This window comes from Aminobacter sp. MSH1, assembly GCF_003071665.1.
In the GTDB taxonomy this organism is placed as follows: domain Bacteria; phylum Pseudomonadota; class Alphaproteobacteria; order Rhizobiales; family Rhizobiaceae; genus Aminobacter; species Aminobacter niigataensis.
Genome location: NZ_CP026265.1, coordinates 2,900,178 through 2,913,375, shown reverse-complemented (window position 1 = coordinate 2,913,375; position 13,198 = coordinate 2,900,178). Strand labels below are relative to the sequence as shown.

The window sequence follows — 13,198 nt, the reverse complement described above, 5'->3', positions numbered from 1 at the left end:
TGATATGAGCCCGGCTCCGCTCATCGTCTTCGACAAGGTCTGGAAGACCTACGGCCAGGGCGAGGCCGAGGTGCGCGCGCTTGCCGGCATCGATCTTGCCATCGGCCAGGGCGAGTTCGTCGCCATCATGGGCCCGTCCGGCTCAGGCAAGTCGACCGCGATGAACATCGTCGGCTGCCTCGATACGCCGACCTCCGGCCGCTACGGCTTCATGGGTGTCGACGCCGGCCGGCTTGACCGCAACCGCCGCGCGGAACTGCGCAATCTCTACATCGGCTTCGTTTTCCAGGGCTACAATCTGTTGCCGCGCACAACGGCGGTGGAAAATGTCGAGCTGCCGCTGATCTATCGTGGTGTGCCGGCCCAGGACCGGCGCGCTCTGGCCATGAAGGCGCTTGCCGAAGTCGGCCTCGAAGACCGCGAACACCACACCCCGGCCGAACTGTCAGGCGGCCAGCAGCAGCGCGTCGCGATCGCCCGCGCCATCGTCACGCGGCCGACGCTGCTTGTCGCCGACGAACCCACCGGCAATCTCGACACCGCCCGCAGCCACGAGATCATGCAATTGCTCACCCGCCTCAACGAGGAATACGGGCTGACCATCGTCATGGTCACCCACGAGGCCGACATCGCCGCCTATGCCGGCCGCACCATCTCCTTCCGCGACGGCCATGTCGCCTCCGACACCAAGAAGCTCGAGGCGGCATAGGCGATGATCTGGGAAACCGTCCGCCTCGCCCTTCGTTCGGTCCGCCGCAATGCGCTGCGTTCGTTCCTGACCCTGCTCGGCATCGTCATCGGCGTCGCCGCCGTCATCGCCATGCTGACCATCGGCAGCGGCACGACGCAAAAGGTCAAGGCAGACATCTCGCAACTCGGCAGCAACCTGCTCATCGTCCGCTCCGGTCGCCCCGCCGCCCCCGGCTCGGGACCGCAGCAGACAATCCGGCCGCTCGGCGAAAAGGAAGTCGCGGCCCTGGCAGCCCATCTCGAAGGCGTCCGCGCGGTCTCGCCGGCTTCGCAGAAGCAAGTACGCGTCGTGTTCGGCACGGAGAGCCTGACCTCCTCGATAACTGGCACCGACAATGCCTATCTCGACGCACGCGACTGGAAGGTGACCTCGGGCCGTTCGTTCAGCGAATCGGAGGTGCGTGGCGGCATCAATGCCTGCCTGATCGGTGAGACCGTGCGCCGCCAGTTCTTCGGTGCGGGCGACCCCGACAGCGCCAGCATTCGCATCGGCCGCATGAGTTGCAAGGTCGTCGGCCTGCTCGAACCCAAGGGTTATTCCGGCTTCGGCCAGGACCAGGACAACGTCGTGCTAATGCCGCTCTCATCCTTCCAGCGCCGCATCGCCGGCAATCGCGACATCGAAACGATCTATGTCGCCGCCGACGACGCCACGCCGACCCAGGTGGTGCAGACCCGCATCGAAGACATCATGCGCGACGTCAGGCGCGTCACCGCCGACCGGGAGGACGATTTCTCGGTCCGTGACATGACCCAGATCGCCGACGCCATGGCCAGCGCCACCGCCACCATGACCGGCATGCTGGGTGCCGTCGCCGGTGTCAGCCTGCTTGTCGGCGGCATCGGCATCATGAACATCATGCTGGTGTCGGTCACCGAGCGTACTCGCGAGATCGGCATCCGCCTCGCCATCGGCGCGCATGAAAAGCACATCCTGATCCAGTTCCTGGTCGAATCCACGGTACTGTCGCTGCTCGGCGGGCTGATCGGCATCGCCATCGGCTTGGCTCTGGCGGGTGCTGCATCCCTGGCGCTGTCCATTCCGTTCGTGCCCAGCCTGGCCGTGGTGCTGCTCGCAGTCGGCTTCTCGGCACTGATCGGTATGGTGTTCGGCTTCTTCCCGGCATTGCGTGGCGCCCGCCTCGATCCGATCGAGGCACTGCGCCACGAATAGGGCTATTCCTTCAGCACGGTGTTTGAGGTGCCTTCCTCCACCTGGTCGATGACCAGAAGCTTGACCGGCTCCGCGCCGACATTTGCGCCTTGGTGCCACTCGCCGATCATTTCGACGATGAAGTCGCCGACCTTGTAGCTGGTGCCTTTGCCGGTATCGACATTGGTCACCTGCAATTGCCCTTCGAGCACATAGGCGTAGCGCGTGGACGGGTGCTTGTGCACCGGCAGCTTGGCGCCCGGCGGTATCTCGAAGGAAGAGACCAGCACCTGCACGTTCTTCTGCGGCAGCACGATCGGTTGACCGCTCGCCGTGGTGGTAACCGACGCCAAGGGCGTCACCACGACCTTTGCGGCGGCAGGACTGCTGTCGAGCGCCTCTGAACTGCTGCTTGAAAACAGCACGACCGTACAAACGGCCGCCAACAGGCCATTGCGGACAATAGATCTGATCATGAAATCTCCCCCTGAAATTGCACCGACAGTGCGCCTGGGGCACGCCGGCATCAAGGGGTTCTAGGCGAGACCGGCCTTGCTACGGGAGAAATGCCATTCCGCCAGCGGGCGCATATGCGGCATCAGGCCTTCGGGCAAGTCGTCCATGCCGCGAATAACCACCGGTCCTTCGATCTCAGGATCGGGATCGTCCGCGACGAACCTCGTTATCTGCGCAGCCAGTTCGTCGGCCGTCTCGGCGGCACGGTAGCAGCGCACGATCGCCGTACCGCTTTCTACCGAAAGCGCATGGCAGCGTTCCTCACGGGTGGCCGTGCCAAGGTCGAGGCCGGTCTCCTCGCGCACCTCGCGCGCCATATTGTAGTCGAGGTCGACCAGACCATCTCGAAAGTCCTCCGGCTCGAAGGAACCAGCGGCGAAATAGACCTTGCCGGCATTGGCCGTGTGCGCGCCCATGCGGATCGCCACCAGCGCGTTGTCGCTCGAGATCAGCATGGCATGCGCGAAGGCGTGCTCCGCGCTCGTCACCGGCTTCAGCTTGCGCCACAGCATGAAGGTCGAGTAGCGGATGGCATGGCAGCGGCCGGTCAGCCGGTTGTCGCCATAGGCGAGTTCCGACAAAAGCACCACCGTGCCGTCGAAAAGGGCTGGCCGCGCTGCCTTCTCCTCTGCCCAGTTTGCGACGATGGCTGCGGCATTGTCGCGCTCGAACGGGTGAGGCTCCGGATCGAGGCGCACGTCGACCACGTCGACCGGCAGTATCTGGTTGCGCGGAATGTCGAACGCCAAGGCTTGGCCTCTCAGGTGATGTCGAGGGTCACGGCCACCGGGCAATGGTCCGAGGCCTTCGGCCTGTCCCAGCCGGCGCGCGGGTAGCGTTCCACCTCCTGCCCGGGCGGGAAGATGGTGCGCCAGGGCTGGCCGCGGCGGACGATGTCGGGCACGACTTGGGCGTTTGTCTTCGCCAGCGCCGGCGACAACAGGATGTAGTCGAGCTGGCACAGGTGCCGCTCCAGCGGTCCGCGCGTATGGTAGAGCGTCCAGCGCTCCATTTCGGGCCGCCTTTCGACGACGTTTTCGGCAAAACCGTCGGCCAGGAACACGTCGAGGCATGAGGCCGTCTCGTGGACCGGCGTGAAACTGTAGCCCTGATAGGCATCGCCGCCGATGACCAGCCGCTCACGATAGTCGTTCATGTCGCCGCAGATCACCCAGCGTCGCTCGCCGACATGGTCCTTGCCGAAACGGTCCTCGATGATCCGCCGCACCGCCTTGGCCTCGGCAACGCGGATCGGCATCGTCGCATCGCGGCCGTTCAGCCCGTTCCGCGGCGAGCCCATCGACTTGAAATGCACCGAGTAGATGGTCAGCGGCTTGCCACCGATCTTGACGTCGATCTCCAAGCAGTCGCGCCGGAAGATGCGTTCGAATGGCTCCTGGCCGAGGCTTGCCAGTTCCGGCGTATGCAGCCCGAATTCCTCGAAGGTGACATGGGCATGGCTGGTCATGCGCACGAATTCGATCGGCTGGCCGTGCGCGGTCTCCGCCCGCATCATCACCGCCACGTCGATGCCGCGCGAATCATTGCCCGAGGTCGTGTATTTGTGCTGGTAGCCCTGCCCCACCATCTTGAAGAGATAGCCGTATTCGAACGCCTTCAGCGCTTCGATGTTGTCGACCTCCTGCAGGCAGATGATGTCGGCGCGGGTCTCGGCGATCGCCAGCGCCGTCAGCTGGCGCATGTCGTCGGCATGCGCGATGGCCCTCGCCTGCTCCAGCAGCCGGTACTCGGCCTCGCTGCGGATCTCGAACAGGGCGAGTGTCCGATCCTCGTTGAGCTGGTTGCGGTAGCCGGAATAATCGAACCTGTTCATCAGGTTCTCGACATTGAAGGTGGCAAGGCGCAGCGACATGACCGCGAGCATTGCCTTCATGTCGGGGCAAACACAAGAGCCCAATCACAAGCCCACAGGGAAGCTGCATTGTTCATTTCCCGTTCAGGCTGAAAGGCAGAAAATGCCCTATCTCCATCGAAATTTGGGGGCATGGAGCCTTTGGGATTCGGATATCAGGAGACCACCATGAAACTCTCATCCTTCGCACGTTCAGGGCTTGTGGCACTCGGGCTCGTCACCGGCCTGCCCTTGGCGGCTTCGGCCGGCCCCATTAACCTCGGCCAGGTGCATTCGACCGCCCCGCTGGCCGTGCCGAATGTCATCCCCGCCCAGAGCCATTTCTGCCCGCCCGGCACTGGCTGCTACGCGCGCCGCGACGGCTGGCGCGGAGACAGAGGACGCCACGGCAACTGGCGCGGTGATCGTTGGCGCGACGACTGGCGCTGGCGGAATCGTCCGCACAGGCGCCATTGGCGCGGCGGCACCGGGATCTATCTGAATTTCGGCATCCCGGCCTACCGTTACTACGAGCCGCGCTACTACCAGCCACGTTATGTCCAGCCGCGCCGTGTCTATCGCGGCGGACTGTCTTCGGTGCATGTCCGGTGGTGCTACGACCGCTACCGCTCGTACCGCGCCTGGGACAACACGTTCCAGCCCTATAACGGGCCACGCGAGCAGTGCTGGTCGCCCTACAGCTGACGCACTCGGCTGCGGCGCCAGCCAGATCGGCGCCGCGGCAAACCTCATATTTACATGTCCGTGCTACGGCATCCGCAGCGCGCGGTCGTTGACCGCACACGCATGGACCTGACGAATGAGCGACGACGCAGAAAACAACAATCGGCGCGAGCATCGCAATCGCGTGCTCAAGGGCGGCACCATCATCACAGGTGTCGCCAATTCCGAAATCAGCGTCACGGTGCGCAACATGCACCAGAACGGCGCCGAGTTGCGCGTCAGTGCCGACGCACGCGTCCCCGAGCGCTTCCTGCTCTATGTTCCGGTGGACGGCATCGGCTACCGCGCCGTCGTGCGCTGGCGCAAGAACGACCGCGTCGGCGTGCAGTTCGAGGGCACCGAGCCGAAACCGGCCTGGCACTACGGCTGAACAACCAATTCACGGGCACCAGTAATGATAAAGGCCGGCGGATAGCTCCGCCGGCCTTTTCCTTGCAGCTGTCGCTGCAGGGCTTCTTAGTTCTTGGCCTTGTCGACCAGCTGGTTCTTGGCGATCCAGGGCATCATCGCGCGCAGCTTGGCGCCGACTTCCTCGATCTGGTGGCTGTCGTTGTTGCGGCGGATGCCCTTGAAGCGGGCAGCACCCGAACGGTATTCCTGCATCCACTCCGAGGTGAACTTGCCGGTCTGGATGTCCTTGAGGACGCGCTTCATCTCGGCCTTGGTCTCGTCGGTGATGATGCGCGGACCGGTCACGTACTCGCCCCACTCGGCGGTGTTCGAGATCGAGTAGTTCATGTTGGCGATGCCGCCTTCATAGATCAGGTCGACGATCAGCTTCACTTCGTGCAGGCACTCGAAATAGGCCATCTCGGGAGCATAGCCGCCCTCGACCAGCGTCTCGAAGCCGGCGCGGATCAGCTCGACCAGGCCGCCGCAGAGCACGACCTGCTCGCCGAACAGATCGGTCTCGCACTCTTCCTTGAAGTTGGTCTCGATGATGCCCGAACGGCCGCCGCCGACGCCGCAGGCGTAGCTCAGGCCGAGGTCGAGCGCATTGCCCGAAGCGTCCTGGTGAACGGCGACCAGGCACGGCACGCCGCCGCCCTTCTGGTATTCGCCGCGCACGGTGTGACCCGGGCCCTTCGGCGCGACCATCAGCACGTCGACGGTCTTCTTCGGCTCGATCAGGCCGAAATGCACGTTGAGGCCGTGGGCGAAAGCGATCGCAGCGCCGTCGCGGATGTTCGGAGCGATCTCGTCGCGATAGATGTCGGCCTGCAGTTCGTCAGGCGTCGCCATCATCATCAGGTCGGCCCACTTGGCTGCTTCCGCGACCGTCATCACCTTGAGGCCGTCGGCCTCGACCTTCTTGGCGGTCGCCGAGCCGGCCTTGAGGCCGACGACGAGTTCCTTGGCGCCCGAATCCTTGAGGTTCAGCGCGTGCGCGCGGCCCTGGCTACCGTAGCCGATGATGGCGACCTTCTTGCCCTTGATCAGATTGAGATCGGCATCACGATCGTAATAGACACGCATTGGTGGGTTCCTTCCCGGTTATAATCAAAGGGCCTTCAGCCCGGTTTTCGCTCCATGAAGAGCAAGAAACTGCTGCGTTGCGCGCGCGGCGTCGCCGTCGATCCCCGCATCAGTCAATTCCAGCCGGTCGCCGAGCAGCAGACGTATCTGCACGTCCCGCGCAACCAGCCCGAAAAAGGTCCGGAACGCCTCCTCGGCGTCGTCGAATTCGAGAAGCCCCGCCTCGCGGCCGGCTTCCAGCACTGGCTTGAGCCTGCGGCCAAGCGCAAAACGGCCACGCTCGAGCACGATGGCGCCAAGATCGCGCTTGTCCGAGCCGGCATGCACGACCGCAACGCGGTTGAGCGCGACCGACGTGTCGCTCGAGATCACCCTAAGCCAATCGGAGGCAAAGCGCTCCAGGCTTGCTGTCAGCGAAACGAGGTCAAGGCCCTTGCGGTCCACCGGCGGCACGCGCACCTTCGAGGCCTGCCATTGCACGGTGGCCGTCAGCAGTCCGTCACGGTCGCCGAACCACTTATAGAGCGTTTCCTTGGAGCAACTGGCGCGCCGGGCAACGGCGGTCATGGTCAGCCGGTCGCCTTCTTCGACGAGCAGGCGCAGCACCGCATCGAGCACGTCCTGCTGCCGCGCCGTCGGCCCCTCGCCTTCCATGATCTCGGTGACTGCCTGCAGCATCTTCGCCTGCCGTGGATCTCGGTCCGGCTATCCTCACAAGAGCCGTACCGTACGTTACGGTTCGGCTTATGCCGCAAATTTCACGGCCTCGCAATGGGCAAGTTCGCCGTGTCCGAATTTTGTCGTCGGTCACGAAATTTGGATACACCCGTCAGCCACCAGCAAGACGGGTAACAGCGCAATCGCACAACGCTGCGTTTATGCGCCAGCCTCAACGCGACGTTGGTCAGCAGTGCCGAAAACTAGTTCAGCTTGACCAATGCAACGCGGCGGTTCTTGGTCCGTCCCTCGTCATTGTCGTTGCTGGCGACCGGCGCCATCATGCCGGCGCCTGCCGCAGTCAGACGTCCGCCGTCGATGCCGAATTGCGAAACAAGAGCCGCTTTCACCGCAGCGGCGCGGCGATTGGACAGGTCGATGTTGTAGTCGAACTTGCCCTGGTTGTCGGTGTGGCCGACCACGGCCACCGCAAGTGCCGGATCGTCGCCCAGCAGCTTGGCGATCTCCTTCAGCGTCGGCTCCGACTCGGGCTTGATGTCGGCCTTGTCGGTGTCGAAAAAGATGCCGTAGAGCGCAATTCCACCGCTGGTCGACAATGAGTCCGCCATCTTGTCGGCTTCCACCAGCACCATCTTCTTGTCGCGCGCCTTGGGCTCCAGCACGTGGACGATGGCAACCGTGCGCGCATTCAGCTCCTTGCAGTAGAGGTCGTCGAGCAGTTGGAAGGTCTGCACCGTGACATACGCGTCACCTCCGTCGCGCGGAACCTTGGCGGTGAAATAGCGCTGGTCGGCGACCCCTGACGACGCCACGCAGGCGGCATTCGAGAACGCCTCGACGCCGAGGTCGCTGTCGTAGAAGAAGCTCATCATCAGGCTCATGTCGCCGCCGCCGCTGGAAGCCGAGCGCGAGGCGTCGCCACCGCATTCCTCCTTCTTGCATTCGAACACCACCTCGCCGCCGGCGGCCTGCACCACGTCTTGGTAGTTGCGCAGCACCTCGAGCGGCGAACGGCCGTCCGGCAGCACATAGAACAGGCGGGTGAGCGATCCCTCGACATCTTCCGCCTTCTCCGGCTTGAACACCCGGTTGTTGTTCTTGTCGCGTTTTTCCGGATCTGGGTCCGCCTTCAGCGGCGCCAGCGGCACGCTGAAATCCGTATAGTCGAGCTTTTGGTGGTAGACGATGAACGAGCCTTCATAGCGTTTGGCAAGCGCATTGTCGGCGGCTCCCTCGATGTCGGCGCTGGGAACCGTCGCATCCGCCAGCGCCGGCATGCAGCCCAGGGCGAGCAGAGCCATGGCCGCCACCGCCTTTCGAATTCCCAGCAGCATGAGTCCCGACATCACAGCCCCCTCGGTTGAATGTGACGCAACGTAACCACAACCGCAGCGCGGCTCAAGCCGGGATCCGGACAGCTCTTTCTTCGCCGCTATTCATCCAATCCGTCTCCTTGAGGCCGGCGGGGCCAAACGGGTCGATCAGCGTGCCGGCAACGATCGAAGCCAGAAGCTGCGGCGCCGGCGGGATCCTGGCAACTGTCGCCACCAGCCGATCGCGCAGGAGTGGCAACAGCAGCAAGTCCGACTGGTAGAAAGGCGTGAAGGCCAAGGACAGCGCCTGGAACAGCCTGACGTGCCAGCGTCGCGCCCGGACATAGAACGCAAGCGCCGCATCCATGTCGCCTGCCTGCCTCAATGCATGGGCGAGTGCCGCCGCGTCGAGCAAAGCCATGTTCGCGCCCTGCCCCAGTTGCGGGCTGGTCGAATGCGCGGCATCGCCAATGACGGCAAAGCCGCGTGCTGCCGGTTGTGCCAGCGTGTGGTGGCCATGGCGGGCCAGCGAGATAGGCCTGGCACTCAGGCCACAGCCTCGCCACCTCGGCCTTCCAGGCAGCCAGTCCTTGGGCTTGCACGCGTTCGGCCTCGGCCGGCTTCAGGCTCCAGAAGAACGCCGCCATCTTGCGCCCGTCCGCTTCCGCGCGGCCGATGGGCAAGACACCGATCATAACGCTGGCGCGACGATAGCGCTGCGTCAGTGCATTTTCGTCGAATCCTTCGCCACACCATCCGAGCGAGGCCCAGAACGCGCCATAGGCGAGAGGTTTCGGCTCGCCTTCTAGGCCCGCGCTGCGGCGCAACTTGGAGCGCGAGCCGGTCGCGTCCACGACGAGGTCGAACGCCCCCACGTCACGGCCCTTGGCATCGACAAGCCGGGTTCGCTTTCCGAGCTCGACCGCATCGAGTTCGACGTCGGTAATGATTTCGATGCCCGCGCGTCGAGCCGCGCGATAGAGTGTGCCGAACAGCGCCGCACGATGGACGGCGATGCCAAAACGCCCACCTGGCCGGGCGTCGTAGCGCACGTCGAGCACAGTGCGCCCGCTCTTGGCATCGGTGCCGTGCAGCCGGTCGATGCGGCTGCCAAGTGTCGAGATTTCGCCGAGCAGGCCCAGATCGTCGAGCACGGTCAGTCCTGTCGGCTGCAAGATAAGGCCCGACCCAACCGGCCTCGGCTCGGCGAAGCGTTCGAAAACGGTGACGCGATGACCATCACGCTGCAGATAGAGTGCCGCAGCGAGCCCGGCCGGCCCGGCACCGGCAATTGCAATGTGAAGATTTCGACCGTTCATGCGCCACCCCATCCTGAGCAAAGGTTCACGGATGGGCCGTGCTTGGCAATGCTTCACTTCGCCGTAGCGGTGCTCAGTCCAGGCCTCAGATCGACACCTGGGTACCGACCTCGACCACACGCCCGGTCGGAATCTGGAAGTACTCGGTCGCGTCGGCTGCCGTACGAGCCAGCCCGATGAACAGCCTGTCCTGCCACACCGGCATGCCGGAATTGGGCGACGCCTTGAGCGACCGCCGCGACAGGAAGAACGACGTCGTCATGATGTCGAACTTCCAGCCCTGCTTGCGGCAGATGGCCAGCGCCTTGGGGATGTTCGGCTGCTCCATGTAGCCGAATTTCAGCTTCACGCGCATGAACAGCTCGTTGACCTGCTCCATCTTCACACGTTCGCTGTCGGGGACGATGGGCTGCTGCGCCGTCACCACCGACAGGATGACGTTCTGCTCGTGCAGCACCTTGTAGTGCTTGAGGCTGTGCATCAGCGCGGTCGGCGCGCTGTCGGGATCGCTGGTCAGGAACACCGCGGTGCCGGGCACCAGATGCGGCTTCTTCTTGATCAGGCTGCCAGCTAGGAAGTCGAGCGGGATTTCGTTCTTGCGGGTCTTGTCGAACAGATAGCGGCTGCCGCGCACCCAGGTCCACATGATCAGGATGATCGTGAAGGCGACCGCCAGCGATGCCCAGCCGCCCTCGAAGACCTTGACGATGTTGGAAGCGAAGAAGCCGATGTCGATCAGGCCGAATATCGAGATCGCCACGACGACGGCGGCGACCCGCCAGCGCCAGATGCGCAGCATCACCACCGAAAGCAACAGCGTCGTCACCAGCATGTTGCCGGTAACCGAAATGCCGTAGGCCGAGGCGAGCGCGCTCGATTCGCCGAAGCCGACGACCAGCAGCATCACCACCAAAGCCAAAAGAAGGTTGACGCGCGGCATGTAGATCTGGCCCTGCGTCGTCTCCGACGTGTGCTGGATGACCAGGCGGGGCAGCATGTTGAGCTGCACGGCCTGGCGTGTCAGCGAATAGGCGCCGGTGATCACCGCTTGGCTGGCGATGACGGTCGCGGCCGTTGCCAGCACCACCATCGGCACCAGCATCCAGCCCTCGTTCATTTCAAAGAACGGATGGCCCACCGTGCCGTCATGCGAGAGCACGAAGGCGCCCTGGCCGACATAGTTGAGCAGCAGGCAGGGAAAGACGATGCACAGCCAGGCCAGCACGATCGGCCTGCGGCCGAAATGGCCGAGATCGGCATAAAGCGCTTCGGCGCCGGTCACCGCAAGGAAGATCGCGCCGATGGTGACGAACGACACCTCGGGCTGGTTGACCAGGAACTGCACGATGTAGATCGGGTTGACCGCCAGCAGGATTTCCGGATCGTCGGCTATGTGGACAATGCCGGAATAGCCGATGGCCAGGAACCAGACCAGGGTGATCGGCCCGAACACGATCGCCACGCCGCCACTGCCGAAGCGCTGGACTGAAAACAGCGCCGCCAGGATCACCAGCGTCAGCGGCACGACGTAAGGCTGGAACGCCGGCGTGACGACATTCATGCCCTCGACCGCCGACAGCACCGAAATCGCCGGCGTGATCACCGCATCGCCGTAGAACAGTGCGGCGCCGACCATGCCGAGCGCCAGGATGATGCCCGAGCGCTTGGGCAGGCTGCGCCGCGCCAGCGCCATCAGCGACAGCGTGCCGCCCTCGCCCCGGTTGTGCGCCCGAAGAACGAACATCACGTATTTGACGGTGACGATGATGGTCAGCGCCCAGATGATGAGCGACAGCACGCCGAGAATGTCTTCGCGGGAAGCGACCTCGCCGCCCGCCGACGCCACCAGGGCCTCGCGGAACGCGTAGATCGGGCTCGTGCCGATATCGCCGAAGACGACGCCGAGTGCGCCGAGCACGAGAATCCTGATGTCGTGGGAATGACCGTCCGTCTGGACCGGCTGCCCGCTCGCGTTCGCCTTGTCAGGGCCGGCATCGGTCATGGACAACTCTCCGTGAAGCCGCGGGGCTCTACGCTTGCTGCAGCGCAAAAGCAACAGCTGTTTTGCGACAGCTAATGTTCCGCCCTAGCAGTCGGCATATGCCTTCTACCACCCGCAGGCCTTCAGATATCGCTTGATCGTGCCGGTCATTCCGTATTCCAGCGCGTCTGCCGTCAGGCCATGGCCGATGGACACTTCGGCCAGCTTGGGGATGCTGCGCGTCAGCTGCGGCAGGTTGTCGACGACGAGGTCGTGACCGGCATTGACCGCGAGACCGGCAGCGATTGCCGCATCTGCGGTTTTAGCAAGTATTTCCAGTTGCTTCGCTGCCCCGGCCAGATCATCGTGACACGCGCCGTATGGCCCGGTGAACAGCTCTATCCGGTCCGCGCCCGTGTCGCGGGCAGCGTTGACGCCGGAAGGGTCGGCATCGGCAAACAGGGAGACGCGGAAGCCGCCCTTCTTGAGCCGTGCCACCACCGGCTTGAGCAGACCCGCTTGGGTGACAAAGTCCCAGCCATGGTCGGAGGTCGCCTGCGACGGATCGTCCGGCACCAGCGTCACCTGTTCCGGCTGGTGCTTCTCGACCAGTTGGAGGAAGTCTTCGCTCGGATAGCCTTCGATGTTGAACTCTGCCTTTGGAAATTCGTCGTCGATCAGCGCCCGGATCTCGGGCACGTCGGAAAAGCGGATGTGGCGCTGGTCCGGACGCGGATGCACCGTCAGCCCATGCGCACCGGCGGCAAGTGCCAGGCGGCCGAGGCCGGTGACACTAGGCCATGGCAGGTCGCGCCGGTTGCGCAGCATGGCGATGGCATTGACGTTCACGGAGAGCTTGGCGGGCATCGGCAACTCACGGCAAATCTTGAGACGAACGCACCTAACACGCCTTGGCCGGGAACAGAGAGCGCTTTTATGTGTTCCAATGACGTTGCGGCCAAAAACCGCCAGACGGCCATCGAGGAGGACACCAATGAAATCCATGGATGCCCCGCCGCCTTTCCGGCGCATCGACACCGACAACAACGAGGTCTTTGCCTTCGAGATCGTCGGCCATTTCACCCAGGCCGACATCGAAAACGCCTATGGCCTGCTCGACGCGGCCTATGAAGGCCACGACAAGATCGACGTTCTGCTGCGCGCGACAGGATATGACGGCTTCGACTGGTCGGCGCTTTTCGATCCCCTTACCTTCAAGGGCAAGATGAAGGCGCTGCATCACATCAGGCGCTATGCGCTGGTCGGTGGCCCTGCCTGGATGGGACCGGTGGTCGGCCTGTTTGCGCCGCTCACCTCGATCGAAACCAGGCATTTCGCCGACGCCGACGAAGCCGAGGCGTGGAAATGGCTTGGCGCAAGCCCGATCGAATAGCCTGCGGTCATACTCCAGTCACG

Annotated in this window: 13 protein-coding genes and 1 pseudogene; 5 read left to right on the top strand and 9 right to left on the bottom strand. The window is 63.9% G+C overall.

The window, feature by feature from the left end:
• Positions 1–4 precede the first annotated feature (4 nt).
• Complete coding sequence (locus tag CO731_RS14390; RefSeq protein ID WP_108607702.1) at positions 5–709, top strand: ABC transporter ATP-binding protein; 705 nt, start codon at positions 5–7, stop codon at positions 707–709.
• A gap of 3 nt (positions 710–712) precedes the next feature.
• The gene (locus CO731_RS14385; protein WP_108607701.1) at positions 713–1,924 is read left to right on the top strand and encodes an ABC transporter permease; all 1,212 of its coding nucleotides are present in this window, start codon (positions 713–715) and stop codon (positions 1,922–1,924) included.
• Positions 1,925–1,926: 2 nt separating this feature from the next.
• Here the strand turns inward: CO731_RS14385 and CO731_RS14380 are convergent, their stop codons facing one another.
• The 3 genes from CO731_RS14380 to CO731_RS14370 are packed head-to-tail and all read right to left on the bottom strand — an operon-like array spanning position 1,927 to position 4,292.
• A complete protein-coding gene (locus CO731_RS14380; protein WP_108607700.1) occupies positions 1,927–2,379 on the bottom strand; it encodes a cupin domain-containing protein in 453 nt (150 codons plus the stop codon).
• Positions 2,380–2,439: 60 nt separating this feature from the next.
• On the bottom strand, positions 2,440–3,168 hold the full coding sequence (locus CO731_RS14375; protein ID WP_108607699.1) for a hypothetical protein: 729 nt from the start codon (positions 3,166–3,168) through the stop codon (positions 2,440–2,442).
• Between the two features lie 11 nt (positions 3,169–3,179).
• A complete protein-coding gene (locus CO731_RS14370) occupies positions 3,180–4,292 on the bottom strand; it encodes an endonuclease/exonuclease/phosphatase family protein (protein ID WP_108609843.1) in 1,113 nt (370 codons plus the stop codon).
• A 168-nt stretch (positions 4,293–4,460) separates the two neighbouring features.
• On the opposite strand from CO731_RS14370, the gene CO731_RS14365 reads away from it, so the two are divergent.
• Both CO731_RS14365 and CO731_RS14360 read left to right on the top strand, forming a co-directional pair.
• Entirely contained in the window at positions 4,461–4,976 is a 516-nt protein-coding gene (locus tag CO731_RS14365; protein WP_108609842.1) for a BA14K family protein, read from the top strand.
• 115 nt (positions 4,977–5,091) lie between these two features.
• Positions 5,092–5,385, top strand: coding sequence for a PilZ domain-containing protein (locus tag CO731_RS14360; protein ID WP_108607698.1), 294 nt, complete (start codon positions 5,092–5,094; stop codon positions 5,383–5,385).
• An 86-nt stretch (positions 5,386–5,471) separates the two neighbouring features.
• On the opposite strand, the gene ilvC is transcribed toward CO731_RS14360, so the two are convergent.
• The 6 genes and pseudogenes from ilvC to CO731_RS14330 all read right to left on the bottom strand — a co-directional run bounded on the left by ilvC (position 5,472) and on the right by CO731_RS14330 (position 12,649).
• Positions 5,472–6,491: a ketol-acid reductoisomerase gene (gene ilvC, locus CO731_RS14355; protein WP_108607697.1), complete on the bottom strand. Its 1,020-nt coding sequence runs from the start codon at positions 6,489–6,491 to the stop codon at positions 5,472–5,474.
• A gap of 24 nt (positions 6,492–6,515) precedes the next feature.
• Complete coding sequence (locus CO731_RS14350) at positions 6,516–7,169, bottom strand: TetR/AcrR family transcriptional regulator (RefSeq protein WP_108607696.1); 654 nt, start codon at positions 7,167–7,169, stop codon at positions 6,516–6,518.
• Positions 7,170–7,411: 242 nt separating this feature from the next.
• Positions 7,412–8,515, bottom strand: a complete 1,104-nt coding sequence (locus CO731_RS14345) for an OmpA family protein (protein ID WP_245439350.1) — start codon at positions 8,513–8,515, stop codon at positions 7,412–7,414.
• 52 nt (positions 8,516–8,567) lie between these two features.
• Positions 8,568–9,801 (bottom strand): annotated as a pseudogene (locus CO731_RS14340) (NAD(P)/FAD-dependent oxidoreductase).
• A gap of 85 nt (positions 9,802–9,886) precedes the next feature.
• Positions 9,887–11,803, bottom strand: a complete 1,917-nt coding sequence (locus tag CO731_RS14335; RefSeq protein ID WP_108607695.1) for a potassium transporter Kup — start codon at positions 11,801–11,803, stop codon at positions 9,887–9,889.
• A 105-nt stretch (positions 11,804–11,908) separates the two neighbouring features.
• The gene (locus tag CO731_RS14330) at positions 11,909–12,649 is read right to left on the bottom strand and encodes a pyridoxine 5'-phosphate synthase (RefSeq protein WP_108607694.1); all 741 of its coding nucleotides are present in this window, start codon (positions 12,647–12,649) and stop codon (positions 11,909–11,911) included.
• A gap of 127 nt (positions 12,650–12,776) precedes the next feature.
• Here CO731_RS14330 and CO731_RS14325 point away from each other — a divergent pair, with 127 nt between their 5' ends.
• Positions 12,777–13,175: an STAS/SEC14 domain-containing protein gene (locus CO731_RS14325; RefSeq protein WP_199914467.1), complete on the top strand. Its 399-nt coding sequence runs from the start codon at positions 12,777–12,779 to the stop codon at positions 13,173–13,175.
• Positions 13,176–13,198 lie beyond the last annotated feature (23 nt).

Coding starts and splice junctions, on each gene's coding strand:
- CO731_RS14390 (WP_108607702.1), top strand. CDS start 5: ATGAGCCCGGCTCCGCTCATCGTCTTCGACAAGGTCTGGAAGACCTAC.
- CO731_RS14385 (WP_108607701.1), top strand. CDS start 713: ATGATCTGGGAAACCGTCCGCCTCGCCCTTCGTTCGGTCCGCCGCAAT.
- CO731_RS14380 (WP_108607700.1), bottom strand. CDS start 2,379: ATGATCAGATCTATTGTCCGCAATGGCCTGTTGGCGGCCGTTTGTACG.
- CO731_RS14370 (WP_108609843.1), bottom strand. CDS start 4,292: ATGTCGCTGCGCCTTGCCACCTTCAATGTCGAGAACCTGATGAACAGG.
- CO731_RS14365 (WP_108609842.1), top strand. CDS start 4,461: ATGAAACTCTCATCCTTCGCACGTTCAGGGCTTGTGGCACTCGGGCTC.
- CO731_RS14360 (WP_108607698.1), top strand. CDS start 5,092: ATGAGCGACGACGCAGAAAACAACAATCGGCGCGAGCATCGCAATCGC.
- ilvC (WP_108607697.1), bottom strand. CDS start 6,491: ATGCGTGTCTATTACGATCGTGATGCCGATCTCAATCTGATCAAGGGC.
- CO731_RS14350 (WP_108607696.1), bottom strand. CDS start 7,169: ATGCTGCAGGCAGTCACCGAGATCATGGAAGGCGAGGGGCCGACGGCG.
- CO731_RS14345 (WP_245439350.1), bottom strand. CDS start 8,515: ATGTCGGGACTCATGCTGCTGGGAATTCGAAAGGCGGTGGCGGCCATG.
- CO731_RS14335 (WP_108607695.1), bottom strand. CDS start 11,803: ATGACCGATGCCGGCCCTGACAAGGCGAACGCGAGCGGGCAGCCGGTC.
- CO731_RS14330 (WP_108607694.1), bottom strand. CDS start 12,649: ATGCCCGCCAAGCTCTCCGTGAACGTCAATGCCATCGCCATGCTGCGC.
- CO731_RS14325 (WP_199914467.1), top strand. CDS start 12,777: ATGAAATCCATGGATGCCCCGCCGCCTTTCCGGCGCATCGACACCGAC.